We start from the raw sequence: 16,069 nt of genomic DNA, 5'->3' as shown, positions 1-16,069 counted from the left end.
GGCTTAATCGGTCGAGAGCACGCCACGACGAACCTGGTCGCGTTCGATGGATTCGAACAGTGCCTTGAAGTTGCCTTCACCGAAACCATCATCGCCTTTACGCTGGATGAACTCGAAGAACACCGGGCCCATCAGGGTTTCCGAGAAGATCTGCAACAGCAGACGCTTGTCGCCCGACTCGGACGAACCGTCCAGCAGAATCCCGCGCGCTTGCAGCTGATCGACCGGCTCGCCGTGGTTTGGCAAACGGCCTTCCAGCATTTCGTAATAGGTGTCCGGCGGCGCGGTCATGAAGCGCATGCCGATTTTTTTCAGGCGATCCCAGGTATCCAGCAAGTTATCGCTGAGGAAGGCCACGTGCTGGATGCCCTCGCCGTTGAACTGCATCAGGAATTCTTCGATCTGCCCGGCGCCCTTGGACGATTCTTCGTTCAACGGGATGCGGATCATGCCATCCGGCGCGGTCATGGCCTTGGAGGTCAGGCCGGTGTATTCGCCCTTGATGTCGAAGTAACGGATCTCGCGGAAGTTGAACAGCTTCTCGTAGAAGTTGGCCCAGTAGGCCATGCGACCGCGGTACACGTTGTGGGTCAGGTGATCGATGATCTTCAGGCCCGCGCCTTCAGGATTGCGGTCGACACCTTCGATGAACACGAAATCGATGTCGTAGATCGAGCTGCCTTCGCCGAAACGGTCGATCAGGTACAGCGGTGCACCGCCGATGCCTTTGATCGCCGGCAGGTGCAGTTCCATCGGGCCGGTTTCGATATGAATCGGCTGGGCGCCGAGTTCCAGCGCCCGCTTGTAGGCCTTTTGCGAGTCCTTGACCCGAAACGCCATGCCGCACACCGACGGGCCGTGCTCGGCCGCGAAGTACGAAGCCACACTGTGCGGTTCGTTGTTGAGGATCAGGTTGATCTGGCCCTGGCGATACAGGTGCACGTCTTTGGAGCGGTGGGTCGCGACCTTGGTGAAGCCCATGATCGCGAAGATCGGCTCCAGGGTATTGGGGGTCGGCGATGCGAATTCGATGAATTCAAAGCCCATCAGGCCCATTGGGTTTTCGTATAAATCTGCCATGGTTGGCGCCTCATCATGCTTTTTTAGAAATAACGGAACGTTAGTTACTAGCAATGCTGAGACCGGCGGGTGGCGCACAGGAGATGCCTCTCACGCTGCGAGCGAGGAAGTCACCGTAGATCAATTGAAACCCGAAACTCTTCATTGTCGATCCAAGGCCCGTGGGGGCGAGACGTCTGCTGCCAGAGGCCGTTTATTATTGTATGCGTAACCGGATTCTACACAGCGTAAATGGATTTGTCCGTCTTCTGTATCAAATCCCCTTTTCCCCTACTCGCGCAAGGGGTTTGAACACACAGGCATCAAAGGCCAACTATCATGGCCCGTACCTGAACTCTTTTGGGAGGCGACTCGCCCTGCCAGCATTTGAGAGCCCTCTTTCATCGTGACAGGTTTCATCAATGCCACTGAGCGTCAAGACCAGCCGCAAACGCAGGACCAAGATCGCGCTGACACTGTTGAGCGGATTACTCCCGGTGCTGCTGGGGTTTGCCATTCTCTACCTGCAAGCAGAACGCACGCTCCAACAAAGTAGCGAGCAGACCGCCGAAGCCGCCATCCGCCAGTTCGACCTGATGCTCGACAACAACGCCCAGGCTGCGCGCGAATTGCTGCCCTTGGCCGGTCAGAACTGCAACGACGTTACGCTTGCCCTGCGCGAACAAGTCACCCGCCGTCCGTTTGTGCGTTCGACCAGCCTGGTGTGGGACAACACCATCTACTGCAGTTCTTTGTTTGGTGATTATCAGGAAAAAATCAGTGCCGGCGACTACACCCACGGCGAGTTGTTGTTGATGAAGGGCAACCGGGTGACGCCTGATACCGCGTTGTTGGTGTACCGGCTCAATGAAGGAAAACAGGGTGCGCTGAGTAATCTGGACGGTTATCACCTGAGTAACGTACTGCGCCTCATCGGCCGCAACACATTGCTGGTGCTGCAAGTCGGCCCCCATTGGCTATCCGCCGATACAACGTTCCACGAAGGCGCCCTGCCCGCCTTCCCGGTGGCGCCAAGCGCACGGACGTCCTCACGTTACCCCTTCAACGTGGCCGCCGGATTTCCCGCAGGTGAAACCTGGCGCTACATGAGCAGTGAGTACCCGCCGCTGTTCAGCCTGCTGATTTTTTTCGGCGTGATTTCCGGCTTTATCGGGCATTTTCTGCAGAAGCGCTCGTCGTCGCCGAGCCATGAACTGATGCGTGCGCTGGAAGCCGCCGAGTTCGTTCCGTATTTTCAACCGGTGGTCCATGGCGAAAGCAAAAAATGGTCGGGGACCGAAGTCCTGATGCGCTGGAATCACCCGAAGGAAGGCCTGGTGCGCCCGGACCTGTTTATCCCGTTTGCCGAACACTCGGGGCTGATCGTGCCGATGACCCGCTCATTGATGCGACAAACCGCAGCCTTGCTAGGGCCGCTCTCTTCGTCGTTCGACGGGCCGTTTCATATCGGTATCAATATCACCGCCAGTCACTGCAAAGACCTTGAACTGGTCGAAGATTGCCGCGAGTTCCTGAGTGCCTTCGCACCGGGCTCCATTCACCTGGTATTGGAGTTGACCGAACGCGAACTCATCGTGCCCACCGCCATCAGCCACCAATTGTTCGAGTTGCTTCATGAACTCGGCGTGATGATCGCCATCGATGATTTCGGCACGGGACACTCGAGCCTGGGTTATCTGCGTCAGTTCAACGTGGATTATCTGAAAATCGATCAGAGTTTTGTCGCCATGATCGGTGCCGACGCCCTCTCCCGGCACATTGTGGACAGCATCATCGAACTCTGCGCCAAACTCGACCTGGGTATCGTCGCCGAAGGCGTGGAAACCCAAGAGCAGAGTGATTACCTGACCGCTCACGGGGTGAACTTCCTGCAAGGTTATCTCTTTGGCCGTCCAATGCCCGGCGCAGAGTTCATTACAGCATTAAGCCACCATTAACTAGCACCTTTAAGCGACGAGACAACGAAACGGCGCACCGATTTGAATCAAAACACTACTACCGTTACATGCAGAAAACGTCAGGATTTACTCTTTGCCAATTAACTACTACAATTTTTCATGCCTGCGCTAGATTGGCAGGTGAGCCATTATCACCGGGTCGCTTCAAGGCTCTTGGCTTATAGCTTTGTTTGCGGTTGGTATCAGCCAAATACACTATTGGAGTAAAGATATTGTCCAGACTCGCTGAATTTCGTGCCGCTGAAAAGGCCCTTCAAGAACAGCTCAAGCAGCTGGAATCGCTGAAGAACGACGCCGGGCTCAAGAAAGAAATCGAATTCGAAGAAAAGCTCCAGGGGCTGATGAAAACCTACGGCAAAAGCCTGCGCGACATCATCGCCATTCTCGATCCGAACCCGGCAAAATCCGGTCTGCAACACGCTACTGCGCCTAAAACCCGCCGCGCTCGCGTGGTCAAGGTTTATCACAATCCGCACACCGGTGAACTGATTGAAACCAAAGGTGGCAACCATCGCGGCCTGAAAGCCTGGAAGGAACAATACGGCGCAGCTACCGTTGACTCCTGGCTGCGGGGCTAAGCACTCGTGGTACCCCCAAAAGCCCTGCCAATGCAGGGCTTTTTCATGGAAACCCTCTCAATTCAACGAAGATTTCCAATCAACTCGCTACTTGCTCACTAACTTTGTACTTAATCCTTTTGGCTATCTAAAAACTACAGAACCCGCTGAAAAATCACGACCACGAAAAATCTTTAACTAAAGTTTCAAGCTGTTACGTGCTGCCTCAATTTCGTTCTGACTTGCCTTATAAACCTCGGCCTGCCCCGCGTACGAAAGAACATAGGCCTTATCGGCATCCACCGCAGCGACCAATGTTTGCGAGAGCACATGCCTTCCGTTTTGAGTGATCGTGCAGGTAGTTTCCAGCGCCGATAAGCGGCTCAGGGTAGTCTGGTGAATTTTGTTACAGACACTTTGATAGCCGCCTTGAAAAAAGCCCTTTTGCACCGACTTGCGCATTTCCAGCAAGACGCCTTGCAGGTTCACTTCATGTCCACTCTCCACCTGGGTCATGGTCAACTCCATCACCATTACCGGCGTGCCACCCTGGTCGGTTTTCACGGCGCGTTGACGGGAGACTTCTGGCTTGGCTTCATCGGGCGCGACCGCTTCGACCACCCAGCCCTCTGGCCATGTCACGATGGGCGCGTCTGCGTGAGCACTGTTGATACCTGAAAGCACACACATCAGGGCGAACAGCGATTTGGACAATCGAATCATTGCAATGAACACTCACGGATTAAGCCGTAAAGTCTGAGCCTCGCCCGCCCGTCAGGCAATAGCCGACGCTTTGGGTTTGGTGATGTCAGAGCCCTTGCGTATCATTATCGTCATTCGTTAGCCCCATTATCTCCGGAGGGCCCATGAGCCTGCACGATTTGAACACCTTCCCGGGCGTCACCGCCCAACCGGACACCGCTACCCAGAAGTTCGTCTTCAACCACACCATGTTGCGGGTCAAGGACATCACCAAGTCCCTGGACTTTTACACGCGCATCCTCGGTTTCTCGCTGGTGGAAAAACGCGACTTCCCGGAAGCCGAATTCAGCCTGTACTTCCTGGCACTGGTCGATAAAAACCAGATCCCGGCCGACGCCGCTGCGCGCACGCAATGGATGAAATCGATCCCGGGCATTCTCGAACTGACCCACAACCATGGCACCGAGAATGACGCGGATTTCGCCTACCACAACGGCAACACCGACCCGCGCGGTTTTGGCCACATCTGCATTTCGGTGCCGGACATCGTCGCCGCGTGCGAGCGCTTTGAAGCGCTGGGCTGCGATTTCCAGAAGCGCCTGAATGACGGACGTATGAAGAGCCTGGCCTTCATCAAAGACCCGGATGCCTATTGGGTCGAGATCATTCAGCCCGCCCCGCTGTAGGAGCGAGCTTGCTCGCGATGGTCGCCAACGATAACGCTGGAGGACAGGTTCCCCGCGGCGGTCTCGGGTTTATCGCGAGAAAGCTCGCGCCTACAAAAGCCAGTCCCACATTGGGAATGGGCAGAACACAAAAAACCCCATGACCGCTCATGGGGTTTTGTGTTTTCAGCGTCCGGTTTCAGGCCGGGGCCGACGTCCGGATCAAGTGATCGAATGCGCTCAGCGACGCTTTGGCGCCCTCGCCCACCGCAATCACGATTTGCTTGTACGGCACGGTGGTCACGTCACCGGCAGCGAACACCCCGGCCATCGACGTTTCACCGCGGGCATCGACGATGATCTCGCCGCGAGGCGACAGCTCGACAGTGCCTTTGAGCCAATCGGTATTGGGAAGCAGACCGATCTGCACGAAGATCCCTTCCAGTTCGACATGACGCAATTCGTCCGACTGACGATCCTTGTAACGCAAGCCATTGACCTTCTGCCCATCGCCGGTCACTTCAGTGGTTTGCGCATGGGTGATCACGGTGATATTGGGCAGGCTGTGCAATTTGCGCTGAAGAACCGCATCGGCGCGCAGCTGTACATCAAACTCAAGCAGCGTAACGTGCGACACGATACCGGCCAGGTCGATGGCCGCTTCGACGCCGGAGTTACCGCCGCCAATCACCGCCACGCGTTTGCCCTTGAACAGCGGACCATCACAGTGCGGGCAGTACGCCACGCCTTTGTTGCGGTATTGCTGCTCACCCGGCACGTTCATTTCACGCCATCTAGCACCGGTCGCCAGGATCACAGCCCTGGCTTTGAGCTTCGCGCCACTGGCGAAGTGAACTTCGTGCAGCTCACCCTGCTTGCCCGGTACCAGTTTGTCGGCGCGCTGCAGGTTCATGATGTCGACATCGTACTGCTTGACGTGTTCTTCCAGTGCCACGGCCAGTTTCGGCCCTTCGGTTTCCTGCACGGAGATAAAGTTCTCGATGGCCATGGTATCCAGCACCTGCCCACCAAAACGTTCAGCCGCAACGCCGGTGCGAATGCCTTTACGCGCCGCGTAGATCGCTGCCGACGCACCGGCCGGGCCACCGCCGACGACCAGCACGTCAAAGGCTTGTTTGGCGCTGATCTTCTCGGCCTGACGCTCGATGCCGCTGGTGTCGATTTTGGCGAGGATTTCTTCCAGGCCCATGCGACCCTGGCCGAAGTTAACGCCGTTCAGGTAGACACTCGGCACGGCCATGATCTGGCGCTCGTCGACTTCCGCCTGGAACAACGCGCCGTCGATGGCGACGTGGCGGATGTTCGGGTTCAGCACCGCCATCAGGTTCAGCGCCTGGACGACGTCCGGGCAGTTCTGGCAGGACAGCGAGAAGTATGTCTCGAAGCTGAACTCGCCTTTTAACGAGCGAATCTGTTCAATCACTTCAACGCTGGCTTTCGACGGGTGACCGCCGACTTGCAGCAAGGCCAGCACCAGCGAAGTGAATTCGTGGCCCATTGGGATACCGGCGAAACGCAGGCTGATATCGGCACCCGGGCGATTGATCGAGAACGATGGTTTGCGCGCATCGTCACCGTTGTCGAGCAAGGTAATTTGGCTGGAAAGACTGGCAACGTCTTTCAAGAGGTCGAGCATTTCCCGGGATTTCGCACCGTCGTCGAGGGAGGCTACGATCTCGATCGGCTGGGTGACCCGTTCCAGGTATGACTTCAACTGGGCTTTAAGATTGGCGTCCAACATACGGGCGATTTCCTTTGTTCTGTTTCATGGAAAGCAGACATAAAAAAACGCCCGAGCGAATCTCGCCCGGGCGTTTTATAGGGCGGTGCAGCTTACTGAGTAGGTGCGGCGTTGCGCCCTGATGCAGCGCGACTCACAGACTTAGATCTTGCCGACCAGGTCCAGGGACGGGGCCAGCGTGGCTTCGCCTTCTTTCCACTTGGCTGGGCAAACCTGGCCTGGGTGCGCAGCCACGTACTGAGCGGCCTTGATTTTGCGCAGCAGTTCAGAAGCATCACGACCCACACCGCCGTCGTTCAGCTCGACGATTTTGATCTGGCCTTCAGGGTTGATCACAAAGGTGCCACGGTCAGCCAGACCGGCTTCTTCGATCAGTACGTCAAAGTTGCGGGAGATGGCGTGAGTCGGGTCGCCGATCATGGTGTACTGGATTTTGCCGATGGCTGGCGACGTGTTGTGCCAGGCAGCGTGGGCAAAGTGGGTATCGGTGGAAACGCTGAAGATCTCGACGCCCAGTTTCTGGAACGCGTCGTAGTTGTCAGCCAGGTCTTCCAGCTCGGTTGGGCAAACGAAGGTGAAGTCGGCTGGGTAGAAGAACACCACAGACCACTTGCCTTTCAGGTCAGCGTCCGAGACTTTTACGAAGTCGCCATTTTTGAATGCGTCAGCTTTGAACGGTTTAACTTGGCTGTTGATGATAGGCATCGTTGACTCTCCGTCAGGGGTTAAGAAGTTGATGGAGAGAACTCTACCCACCCGACGCCCGGAAGGCTCATTGGCAAACCTCATGCTGCTGATTTGTTTTCGCTATTAGCCGACTGTATTAATAGAAGAATTCGGTATCTGTAGCAGCTGCCGAAGGCTGCGTTCGGCTGCGTAGCAGTCGTGAAATCAGGCAGCGCGGTTTGTCAGGCAATCCGTGTGTTCAGGGTTTACGACTGCTTCGCAGCCGAACGCAGCCTTCGGCAGCTGCTACGGGTCGTATTGCAACCTGACTACTCAGGTGCCAACGGCTTTTCGGCGAGCCGGGACATTCCGAGAAATGGGCTGGCTTCGACATAGCGCATGGCGGACTTCATGTCTTTCCAACCCACGTAACTCATCAACGACTTCAAATCCCAGCCGCTTTGGTGCGCCCAGGTAGCAAAACCTCGCCGCAAGGAATGACTGGTGTAGTGCTCGGCGGGGATGCCCGCGCGCTCCAGCGCCTGGCGCAATAGAGGAATGACGCTGTTGGCGTGCAGCCCCTCTTCGCTCAGATGCCCCCAACGGTCGATGCCACGGAATACCGGCCCTCGTACCAGTGCCGCTTCGGTGATCCAGGCGATGTACGCCTGAACCGGGCAGAGACGCTGTAACGCCGGAGTCTGGTACGTTTTGCCAAGATTTTCGCGGTCACTCTTGCTACGCGGCAGGTAAAGGCTGATGCCGGAGCCGGCGACGGCTTGTACATGCTCGATCTGTACGCGGCACAACTCGTCGCTACGAAAGCCGCGCCAGAAGCCGAGGAGGATCAGTGCTGTGTCGCGCCTGGCCCGTAGCAGCGTCGGCCGGTCATGTTCAGCTTTTGCCGTGTGCGCTTCCTGCGCAAGCCAGTCAACGACTTGCTCCAGATGTTGCAGCTGCAATGGCTCGGCCTGCTTCTCCTGCATCGGGTGCAGTGCGCGAATGCCCTTGAAGACCTTGCGCACGACCGGCGCCTTGGTGGGATCGGCAAACCCTTGGCTGTTGTGCCACTGAGCCAATGCCGACAAGCGCAACTTCAGCGTATTGATCGATAACGCCCCCGCATAGGCCACCAGATAGCGCGCGACGCTGTCGGCGGTGGCCGGCAAAAAACCGCCCCAACTGACTTCGAAATGCTCGATGGCCGCCCTGTAGCTGCGACGGGTGTTATCGCGCGTGGCGGCTTGCAGATAGCGATCCAGCTCGCTCATGGGAATGCCCTTGTAGGAGCGAGCTTGCTCGCGATGGACGTTAACGATAACGCTGCCAGCCTGATACCCCGCGGCGCTCTCGGTTTTTTCGCGAGCAAGCTCGCTCCTACAGTGGTATTGCGTACGGATATGGAGCGGCAAACATTTAGGAACTGCATTCACACGGGGTATTACCAGTATATCCCGCATGAATACTTGACGTATTTTAATTTTTATATTGCTGTAGCACATCGTGTATTATCGCAATACATACCACAGTACGAAATCGTAGGAGCACTCATGGCCCGTGGCGGCATCAACAAAGCGGTGGTTCAAACCGCACGCCTGGCAATCCTCGCCCGCGGCGAAAACCCAAGCATCGACGCGGTACGGATCGAGATGGGCAATACCGGCTCGAAAACCACTATTCACCGGTATTTGAAGGAGCTGGATGACGGTGCCGAGCCCGCCGATACGGCCTCCGAACCCATCGATGACGAGCTGGCGGGACTGGTCTCGCGCCTCGCACAGCGCCTCAAAGAACAGGCGCAGGAACCTATCGACCAGGCGCGCGCCCAGTTCGATCAGCAACGAAAAGAGCTGGACCGCCAACTGGCCGTCGCTCAAGAGGCCAACACCGAACTGCAGCAGCAATACGAAATTCAAACCCTCGCACTAACGCAGGAATCCGACACCCTGCACAACACGCTGGCCATTTTGCAGACCGAGCAAACCCGCAACGCCGGACTGAACCAGGCGCTGGCTGATTTCGAATTACGCTTGCAAGACAAGGACGAGCAGATTCGCTCTCTTGAAGAAAAACACCTGCATGCGCGCGATGCGCTGGAGCACTATCGCAACGCCGTCAAAGACCAGCGCGAGCAGGAACAACGTCGCCACGAAGGCCAGGTGCAACAGGTTCAGATGGAGTTGCGCCAGGCTCAACAAAGCGCGCTCGTGCGCCAGGATGAAATCACCCAACTGCACCGCGACAATGAGCGTCTGCTGACCGAAAACCGTGGCACGCTGCGGGAGTTGAGCCTGCTGCAGGAACAGCTCAAGCAGACTCACACCCGTCAGGATCAGTTGCTTGAACAGGTCAATCGCATCGACAACGAGCGCACCCTCCTCCAGGAACGCTTGCGTACAGCACTGCTGGAAAGCCAGTCGTTAAAGCAGAGCGTCGATGAGCAGTCGCAGATAAACAAAGCGCTGGAAATTGAATGCCTCAAGACTCAGGCGAGCCTCGATGAGTGCGTGCGTCGGGCGACTGTCATTGCGACAGCGCCAGACGCATCAGAGCCGACGAAGGGCGATTAACCCGCGACCGGCGTCCGCATGGTGACGAACTCTTCGGCGGCCGTCGGATGCACACCGATGGTTTCGTCGAAATCGCGCTTGGTGGCGCCGGCCTTCAAGGCAATCGCCAAGCCCTGGACGATCTCGCCGGCGTCCGGCCCGACCATGTGGCAGCCAAGCACCTTGTCGGTCTTAGCGTCTACCACCAGCTTCATCAGCGTGCGCTCCTGACATTCGGTCAGGGTCAGCTTCATCGGGCGGAAACGGCTTTCGTAGATCACCACCTCATGGCCTGCATCGCGAGCCTCTTCTTCGGTGAGGCCTACGGTACCGATGTTCGGCAGGCTGAATACGGCCGTCGGGATCATCTTGTAGTCCACCGGACGATATTGCTCGGGCATGAACAAACGCCGCGCAACAGCCATGCCCTCGGCCAGCGCGACCGGTGTGAGTTGCACACGACCGATCACATCGCCAAGCGCCAGAATCGACGGTTCGGCGGTTTGATACTGCTCGTCGACCTCGACAAAGCCTTTCTTGTCGAGTTTGACGCCGGTGTTTTCCAGCCCGAGATTGTCCAGCATCGGACGCCGGCCAGTGGCGTAAAACACACAATCCGCCTCCAGCTCCCGGCCGTCTTTGAGCGTGACTTTCAAACTGCCGTCAGCCTGTTTGTCGATGCGCTCAATGTCGGCGTTGAATTGCAGGTCCATACCGCGCTTGGTCAATTCTTCCTGCAAATGCTTACGCACGGCACCGTCGAAGCCACGCAGGAACAACTCACCGCGATACAACAGCGTGGTCGCGGCGCCCAAGCCGTGGAAGATCCCGGCGAATTCGACGGCGATGTACCCACCGCCCACCACCAGAACGCGCTTGGGCAGTTCTTTCAGGAAGAACGCTTGATTGGAACTGATTGCGTGCTCATGCCCCGGAATCTGCGGAATCTGCGGCCAGCCGCCGGTCGCGATCAGGATGTTCTTGGCGGAATAACGCTCGCCATTGATCTCGACGGTATTCGGATCAACGATTTTGGCGTGGCCTTCATGCAAGGTCACACCGCTGTTGACCAGCAGGTTGCGATAGATGCCATTCAGGCGATTGATCTCGCGGTCCTTGTTGGCAATCAGCGTGGCCCAGTCGAACTTCGCCTCGCCTGGCGTCCAGCCAAAACCAGAAGATTGCTCGAAGTCTTCGGCGAAGTGCGCACCGTAAACCAGCAACTTTTTCGGCACACAACCGACGTTCACACACGTACCGCCCAGGTAACGACTCTCGGCCACCGCCACTTTCGCGCCAAACCCGGCAGCAAATCGCGCAGCCCGCACACCGCCGGAACCGGCACCAATCACATAAAGGTCAAAATCGTAGGCCATCTTCAATCTCCTCGGCAGGCAACCAGCATACCTGCAGACATCTGTTGGGCAAGCGCTGCAGACGATATGAGGGCGGAAAATGAAAAAGCCACCCTAAGGTGGCTTTTTCAGTACAAGCAGGTCAAACCCTATCAGTAGGCCTTGCCAGTCTTGTAGAAGTTCTCGAAGCAGAAGTTGGTGGCTTCGATGTAGCCTTCAGCGCCACCGCAGTCGAAACGCTTGCCCTTGAATTTGTAGGCGATCACGCAACCGTTTTGCGCCTGTTTCATCAGGGCGTCGGTGATCTGGATTTCGCCGCCCTTGCCTGGCTCGGTTTGTTTGATCAGGTCGAAGATGTCCGGTGTCAGGATGTAACGACCGATGATCGCCAGGTTCGACGGTGCGTCTTCCGGGGCTGGTTTCTCGACCATGTTGCGAACGCGATAGAGGTCATCACCGATCAGGTCGCCGGCAATCACGCCGTACTTGTTGGTTTCCAGCGGATCGACTTCCTGGATCGCAATGATCGAGCAACGGTACTGCTTGTACAGCTTGACCATCTGGGTCAGGACGCCGTCGCCTTCGAGGTTGACGCACAAGTCATCCGCCAGTACCACGGCGAACGGTTCGTCGCCGATCAGCGGACGGCCGGTCAGGATCGCGTGGCCCAGGCCTTTCATTTCAGTCTGGCGGGTGTAGGAGAACGAGCAGTTGTCGAGCAGCTTGCGGATACCGACCAGGTATTTTTCCTTGTCGGTGCCCTTGATCTGGTTTTCCAGCTCGTAGCTGATGTCGAAGTGGTCTTCCAAGGCACGCTTGCCACGACCGGTCACGATGGAGATTTCGGTCAACCCGGCGTCCAGTGCTTCTTCGACGCCGTACTGGATCAGTGGCTTGTTTACCACCGGCAGCATTTCTTTGGGCATGGCTTTAGTCGCTGGCAGGAAGCGAGTACCGTAACCGGCTGCTGGGAACAAGCATTTCTTGATCATATAAGTCCTTGATAGGGCTGTGTGTACGAGTTTCGGTCGCAGTCTAATCAGGCGGCGTGCACCTTACAATGCCCCGCGCTGGCTAACCGATGCCATCATAGAGAAATATTCTCGCGGATAGTTCCCCGGATTGCTTCGGCGCCTTTATTGATAGCACAGACCGTCAGATATGCACGACCACACAATCGCACCACCCTACACCCATCAGCACCTGTTGAGTGCATTTGGCGGTATCATTGCGCGATAGAACCAGTCAACGAGGCAGATAGATGTCGGTAGCAAAGAGTGTCAACGGGTACCTGATCAATCAGGCAAAAGACGGCCAGTGGTGGGTAGACAGCGTCGGCGGCGAGAATATCGCCGGGCCGTTCCCTACCGAAGCGTTGGCGATTGAGGTGGCATCGGTGTTGCAGGATCAACCGGCAGCGCCGAAGCGACGCGGCAAGGACAAGTCCTGAGACGGGCCTGACTCGACTGGAGCCCTGTCGCAGCGCAGGGCTTTTTTGTGATTGCCTGCAACGAAGTGGCCAATCGCTATAACCTTTTGATCCCGGCGCTGTCACACGCTTAGCCCCATCATCCTGACGACGACAATGACATGACTAGATTTCTGCCACTGATTGCATTGCTGGCCCTGAGCGGTTGTGCGACGTCCGAAAATACTTTACTGAACAATGGCGAACAGGGCCTGAGCATCGACTGCTCCGGAGAAGCCAACTCCTGGGCCACTTGCTACGAAAAAGCCGATGCCTCTTGCGCCGGCACCGGCTATCGAATCGTCGGTACCGACGGAACACCTTCGACCAAGGAAAGCGACAAGACCCTTGGCGTCGACGTCGGCAACTATAAGACCCGCACCGTCGTGGTGGTCTGCAAGTAAGGCGCCCTGCCCTACATGTGAATCTCGGCGAATTTGATCCCAAGCCCGCGCACGGTCTCGATCAAGTCGTCCAGGCGACTGAAGGATTCGACTTCATCGTTTTCATCCACCAGGAAATAGCTGCGCCCGGCGCTTTTCTTGAAAAACACGATCCATTCTCCCGAATTTGCCGGGTTCTGAATCACGTGAGTGGCAGAGATATGACCCTCTGCATGACGCTCCCGTACCTGCTCTCGCTTCATGCTCGACTCCAGAAATGACAATGCCGTCAAAGCGACGCTTGGACGGCATTGGTGCTGACGGTCGACAGTCTATCAGCCGGATATGCACTCAGTGGCGGCGTTGCGTACATCATGTGGGCGAATAGGCACGTTGGAGATGCGCTCATGCAACTTGATGCTGCTGCCGCTGGAGCGGTTTTCGATATCGAATACAGCGGCCGGACCCGACGAATATTTCTGCGGAACGATGACTCGCACGCCGTCCTTCTGTGGCTCGATTTGCAGGGCGCCGCGACTATCGGCCAGCTTCTCGCTCAGGCAATGCGCGTACTCATGGGGCTTCTTGCCTGAGATCACGCTCATGGTGGGCAGCGACTCGTTGATTTCCGAAACTGTTGCACAACCCGTCATTGCCAATGCCAACGGCAGTAACACTACACCCCACTTCATACCAATCCTCCGATAAAGCCTCTCCGACAGCACAAATGCCGTTTTTCTCCGAGGCTCACTGCTGTTATCGCGCATAGAATTGCGAATAACTGTTTTTAATTGTCAAAGCGGACCTCGACGGTCGGATAATAACCCGTTCGGGCTGATAAACTGCGCCAATCGCCCAACGCTATCGTTTTGATTTTGTAGAAAAAGCCCTTCTGGAGGCGCCTCATGAAATTTATCCACCAGCGCGAGCACCTCAACGAAGACGACATCGTCGTCATCCAGTGCTCCCAAACCTGCAACATCCGCTTGATGAACGACGCCAATTTCCGCAGCTTCAAAAATGGCGGCCGGCACACTTACCATGGTGGTGCATTCGACACCTTCCCGGCCCGGATTACTGCACCGAGTACCGGGTTCTGGAACATTACCATCGACATGGTCAGCCGCAAGGCGATTAGCGTAACCCGCAAACCGAGCCTGACTCACTCGATCAAGATCATTCGCCGCTCCAGCTCGAAACTGAGCTGAGTGACACCCCACCAAGAGAACAGGCAGGAATGACCGTGACTCAAACGACCAAATACGTCATCAAGTACAAACTCAACGGTGAGCGCCGCTTTGAATTTGCCCAGCTTGAAAACGGCACCGAAGCAGAAGCCAAGGCCGCGCTGGACGCCATTCATGGCCAGAGCGAAGACGTGATCAGCGAGATTAGTGTCAGCAAAGCGCTGTAAAGCGATCCGGAGCGACAACAAGGACGTCTGCTCCACGCGGTGAAGTTCGACCGCAAGCACCGGAGTGATAACGAAGGTACCGCGCCCTAGACTGACCACCTCAACGTTGGGTTAAGGAGTCAGAATGTGTTTAGTGAGCATCACTTCGTCGCATGCGACTGGGACGCGCTGGAACGACAACTCGATCAGGATGGCTGCGCGATCATCCAGTCGCTTTTAAGCCACCAGACATGCGACGACATCAGCGCCCTCTACAACCAGCGCGAGCCTTTCCGTTCTCACGTCATCATGGCCCGCCATGGTTTTGGCCGCGGCGAGTACAAATACTTCAGCTACCCACTGCCCGCCCCGGTAGCCCGTTTGCGCGGCGCGCTCTACCCTCGACTGGTGCCGATTGCCAATCGCTGGTACGAACAGATGGGCCTTGCGACCCGATTCCCCGAGACGCATGAGGCGTTTTTAGAGCGCTGCCATGCCGCCGGTCAGGATCGTCCGACGCCGTTGTTGCTGCAATACGGCCCGCAGGACTACAACCGCTTGCATCAGGATCTGTATGGCGAACACGTCTTCCCGCTGCAAGTTGCGATTCTTCTGTCGGAGCCAGACGAGGATTTCACCGGTGGCGAATTCGTCCTGACCGAACAGCGCCCCCGGATGCAGTCACGCCCTCAAGTCATCCGTCTGAAGAAAGGCGACGCACTGGTCTTTGCCGTCAACCAGCGCCCGGTCAAAGGCGTTCGCGGCTATTACCGCGTCACCCTGCGCCATGGCGTAAGTCGCCTGCACAGCGGAAAACGGCATACCCTTGGAATCATCTTTCACGATGCGTTATGACCCCATGAGCCCGAACACCCTGGATCTGTTTGCCGATGCGGAACTTGAGCAGCGGCCCAGACGCGACCGGATAGGCGAGCAATCCTACGTATTGAGAGGCTTCGCCCTGCCGTGGCTAGAACGTTTGCTGCCCGCACTGCAAGCGGTACTGGCCGCGGCGCCGTTAAGACAGATGATCACCCCGGGTGGTTTTACCATGTCGGTGGCCTTGAGCAGTTGCGGCACGCTGGGCTGGACCACCGACCGCTGCGGTTATCGCTACACCCACCAGGATCCGCAGACCGGCCAGCCCTGGCCCAGCATGCCCGAGGTGTTTTTCGAACTGGCGCAAGCGGCCGCACGGGCAGCAGGGTTTGCCGATTTCGAGCCGGATTCCTGCCTGATCAATCGTTACATCCCTGGGGCCAAGATGTCATTGCATCAGGACAAGGACGAAAAGTCCTACGCAGCGCCGATTGTGTCAGTGTCCCTCGGATTGCCGGCGATGTTCCTGTTCGGCGGTTTTGAACGCCGCGAAAAAACCCAACGCGTGCCCCTGTTACATGGAGACATCGTGGTCTGGGGTGGGGTGGATCGGTTGCGTTATCACGGCGTGCTGCCCATTAAGGAAGGCCAGCACCCCTGCATGGGTGAACAACGGATCAACTTCACCTTTCGCACCGCGGGATGAAGCCCT

At 57.0% G+C, this 16,069-nt stretch carries 19 protein-coding genes; 10 read left to right on the top strand and 9 right to left on the bottom strand.

The genetic code is table 11. The annotated features are described in order from the left end of the window. Positions 1 to 3: 3 nt before the first annotated feature. A complete protein-coding gene (gene hppD / locus AC1MDT_RS05765) occupies positions 4 to 1,080 on the bottom strand; it encodes a 4-hydroxyphenylpyruvate dioxygenase (RefSeq protein ID WP_480421110.1) in 1,077 nt (358 codons plus the stop codon). A 401-nt stretch (positions 1,081 to 1,481) separates the two neighbouring features. Between hppD and AC1MDT_RS05760 the strand changes: the two genes are divergently transcribed. Together AC1MDT_RS05760 and AC1MDT_RS05755 are read left to right on the top strand one after the other, a co-directional pair. Continuing rightward, the gene (locus AC1MDT_RS05760; protein WP_480421109.1) at positions 1,482 to 3,017 is read left to right on the top strand and encodes an EAL domain-containing protein; all 1,536 of its coding nucleotides are present in this window, start codon (positions 1,482 to 1,484) and stop codon (positions 3,015 to 3,017) included. Positions 3,018 to 3,250: 233 nt separating this feature from the next. Continuing rightward, positions 3,251 to 3,616 carry a histone-like nucleoid-structuring protein, MvaT/MvaU family gene (locus tag AC1MDT_RS05755; RefSeq protein ID WP_480421108.1) on the top strand — a complete coding sequence of 122 codons (366 nt, stop codon included), beginning with the start codon at positions 3,251 to 3,253 and terminating at the stop codon, positions 3,614 to 3,616. 177 nt (positions 3,617 to 3,793) lie between these two features. Here AC1MDT_RS05755 and AC1MDT_RS05750 read toward each other — a convergent pair whose 3' ends face one another. Continuing rightward, positions 3,794 to 4,318 carry a DUF4946 domain-containing protein gene (locus tag AC1MDT_RS05750; RefSeq protein WP_480421107.1) on the bottom strand — a complete coding sequence of 175 codons (525 nt, stop codon included), beginning with the start codon at positions 4,316 to 4,318 and terminating at the stop codon, positions 3,794 to 3,796. 143 nt (positions 4,319 to 4,461) lie between these two features. Here AC1MDT_RS05750 and gloA point away from each other — a divergent pair, with 143 nt between their 5' ends. Next, a complete protein-coding gene (gene gloA / locus AC1MDT_RS05745; RefSeq protein ID WP_480421106.1) occupies positions 4,462 to 4,983 on the top strand; it encodes a lactoylglutathione lyase in 522 nt (173 codons plus the stop codon). A gap of 178 nt (positions 4,984 to 5,161) precedes the next feature. Here gloA and ahpF read toward each other — a convergent pair whose 3' ends face one another. From ahpF to AC1MDT_RS05730, 3 genes are all read right to left on the bottom strand, one after another. Beyond that, the gene (ahpF, locus tag AC1MDT_RS05740; protein ID WP_480421105.1) at positions 5,162 to 6,724 is read right to left on the bottom strand and encodes an alkyl hydroperoxide reductase subunit F; all 1,563 of its coding nucleotides are present in this window, start codon (positions 6,722 to 6,724) and stop codon (positions 5,162 to 5,164) included. 141 nt (positions 6,725 to 6,865) lie between these two features. Next, positions 6,866 to 7,429 (bottom strand): alkyl hydroperoxide reductase subunit C, encoded by a 564-nt coding sequence (gene ahpC / locus AC1MDT_RS05735; RefSeq protein WP_480421103.1) that lies wholly within the window; start codon positions 7,427 to 7,429, stop codon positions 6,866 to 6,868. Positions 7,430 to 7,719: 290 nt separating this feature from the next. Further along, positions 7,720 to 8,661 (bottom strand): site-specific integrase, encoded by a 942-nt coding sequence (locus AC1MDT_RS05730; protein ID WP_480421102.1) that lies wholly within the window; start codon positions 8,659 to 8,661, stop codon positions 7,720 to 7,722. Positions 8,662 to 8,940: 279 nt separating this feature from the next. Between AC1MDT_RS05730 and AC1MDT_RS05725 the strand changes: the two genes are divergently transcribed. Further along, on the top strand, positions 8,941 to 9,960 hold the full coding sequence (locus AC1MDT_RS05725) for a DNA-binding protein (RefSeq protein ID WP_480421101.1): 1,020 nt from the start codon (positions 8,941 to 8,943) through the stop codon (positions 9,958 to 9,960). Here AC1MDT_RS05725 and gorA read toward each other — a convergent pair. Beyond that, a complete protein-coding gene (gorA, locus tag AC1MDT_RS05720; RefSeq protein WP_480421100.1) occupies positions 9,957 to 11,315 on the bottom strand; it encodes a glutathione-disulfide reductase in 1,359 nt (452 codons plus the stop codon). The two genes, AC1MDT_RS05725 and gorA, sit on opposite strands and share 4 nt — an antisense overlap. Before the next feature lie 131 nt (positions 11,316 to 11,446). Continuing rightward, on the bottom strand, positions 11,447 to 12,286 hold the full coding sequence (gene galU / locus AC1MDT_RS05715; RefSeq protein ID WP_414906957.1) for a UTP--glucose-1-phosphate uridylyltransferase GalU: 840 nt from the start codon (positions 12,284 to 12,286) through the stop codon (positions 11,447 to 11,449). Positions 12,287 to 12,555: 269 nt separating this feature from the next. On the opposite strand from galU, the gene AC1MDT_RS05710 reads away from it, so the two are divergent. Beyond that, a complete protein-coding gene (locus AC1MDT_RS05710; protein WP_480421099.1) occupies positions 12,556 to 12,744 on the top strand; it encodes a hypothetical protein in 189 nt (62 codons plus the stop codon). 140 nt (positions 12,745 to 12,884) lie between these two features. Then, complete coding sequence (locus AC1MDT_RS05705; RefSeq protein ID WP_480421098.1) at positions 12,885 to 13,166, top strand: hypothetical protein; 282 nt, start codon at positions 12,885 to 12,887, stop codon at positions 13,164 to 13,166. An 11-nt stretch (positions 13,167 to 13,177) separates the two neighbouring features. On the opposite strand, the gene AC1MDT_RS05700 is transcribed toward AC1MDT_RS05705, so the two are convergent. Next, a complete protein-coding gene (locus AC1MDT_RS05700) occupies positions 13,178 to 13,408 on the bottom strand; it encodes a hypothetical protein (protein WP_054597727.1) in 231 nt (76 codons plus the stop codon). A gap of 72 nt (positions 13,409 to 13,480) precedes the next feature. Then, positions 13,481 to 13,837, bottom strand: coding sequence for a hypothetical protein (locus AC1MDT_RS05695; RefSeq protein ID WP_480421097.1), 357 nt, complete (start codon positions 13,835 to 13,837; stop codon positions 13,481 to 13,483). A 213-nt stretch (positions 13,838 to 14,050) separates the two neighbouring features. Between AC1MDT_RS05695 and AC1MDT_RS05690 the strand changes: the two genes are divergently transcribed. The 4 genes from AC1MDT_RS05690 to alkB all read left to right on the top strand — a co-directional run bounded on the left by AC1MDT_RS05690 (position 14,051) and on the right by alkB (position 16,063). Continuing rightward, positions 14,051 to 14,353 (top strand): DUF1883 domain-containing protein, encoded by a 303-nt coding sequence (locus tag AC1MDT_RS05690; RefSeq protein ID WP_480421096.1) that lies wholly within the window; start codon positions 14,051 to 14,053, stop codon positions 14,351 to 14,353. Positions 14,354 to 14,388: 35 nt separating this feature from the next. Further along, positions 14,389 to 14,559: a hypothetical protein gene (locus AC1MDT_RS05685; RefSeq protein WP_192416626.1), complete on the top strand. Its 171-nt coding sequence runs from the start codon at positions 14,389 to 14,391 to the stop codon at positions 14,557 to 14,559. A gap of 126 nt (positions 14,560 to 14,685) precedes the next feature. Beyond that, entirely contained in the window at positions 14,686 to 15,393 is a 708-nt protein-coding gene (locus AC1MDT_RS05680; protein WP_480421095.1) for a 2OG-Fe(II) oxygenase, read from the top strand. Beyond that, positions 15,383 to 16,063 carry a DNA oxidative demethylase AlkB gene (alkB, locus tag AC1MDT_RS05675; RefSeq protein WP_480421094.1) on the top strand — a complete coding sequence of 227 codons (681 nt, stop codon included), beginning with the start codon at positions 15,383 to 15,385 and terminating at the stop codon, positions 16,061 to 16,063. The genes AC1MDT_RS05680 and alkB overlap by 11 nt, the downstream gene beginning before the upstream one ends. Positions 16,064 to 16,069 lie beyond the last annotated feature (6 nt).

The organism is Pseudomonas sp. ASL7, assembly GCF_056680375.1.
The sequence above is the reverse complement of the archived record's forward strand: the minus strand, read 5'-3'. Positions and strand labels throughout refer to the sequence as shown.

Coding starts and splice junctions, on each gene's coding strand:
- AC1MDT_RS05750 (WP_480421107.1), bottom strand. CDS start 4,318: ATGATTCGATTGTCCAAATCGCTGTTCGCCCTGATGTGTGTGCTTTCA.
- ahpC (WP_480421103.1), bottom strand. CDS start 7,429: ATGCCTATCATCAACAGCCAAGTTAAACCGTTCAAAGCTGACGCATTC.
- AC1MDT_RS05725 (WP_480421101.1), top strand. CDS start 8,941: ATGGCCCGTGGCGGCATCAACAAAGCGGTGGTTCAAACCGCACGCCTG.
- AC1MDT_RS05705 (WP_480421098.1), top strand. CDS start 12,885: ATGACTAGATTTCTGCCACTGATTGCATTGCTGGCCCTGAGCGGTTGT.
- AC1MDT_RS05730 (WP_480421102.1), bottom strand. CDS start 8,661: ATGAGCGAGCTGGATCGCTATCTGCAAGCCGCCACGCGCGATAACACC.
- AC1MDT_RS05690 (WP_480421096.1), top strand. CDS start 14,051: ATGAAATTTATCCACCAGCGCGAGCACCTCAACGAAGACGACATCGTC.
- alkB (WP_480421094.1), top strand. CDS start 15,383: ATGCGTTATGACCCCATGAGCCCGAACACCCTGGATCTGTTTGCCGAT.
- gorA (WP_480421100.1), bottom strand. CDS start 11,315: ATGGCCTACGATTTTGACCTTTATGTGATTGGTGCCGGTTCCGGCGGT.
- AC1MDT_RS05700 (WP_054597727.1), bottom strand. CDS start 13,408: ATGAAGCGAGAGCAGGTACGGGAGCGTCATGCAGAGGGTCATATCTCT.
- hppD (WP_480421110.1), bottom strand. CDS start 1,080: ATGGCAGATTTATACGAAAACCCAATGGGCCTGATGGGCTTTGAATTC.
- AC1MDT_RS05710 (WP_480421099.1), top strand. CDS start 12,556: ATGTCGGTAGCAAAGAGTGTCAACGGGTACCTGATCAATCAGGCAAAA.
- AC1MDT_RS05695 (WP_480421097.1), bottom strand. CDS start 13,837: ATGAAGTGGGGTGTAGTGTTACTGCCGTTGGCATTGGCAATGACGGGT.
- AC1MDT_RS05760 (WP_480421109.1), top strand. CDS start 1,482: ATGCCACTGAGCGTCAAGACCAGCCGCAAACGCAGGACCAAGATCGCG.
- gloA (WP_480421106.1), top strand. CDS start 4,462: ATGAGCCTGCACGATTTGAACACCTTCCCGGGCGTCACCGCCCAACCG.
- ahpF (WP_480421105.1), bottom strand. CDS start 6,724: ATGTTGGACGCCAATCTTAAAGCCCAGTTGAAGTCATACCTGGAACGG.
- galU (WP_414906957.1), bottom strand. CDS start 12,286: ATGATCAAGAAATGCTTGTTCCCAGCAGCCGGTTACGGTACTCGCTTC.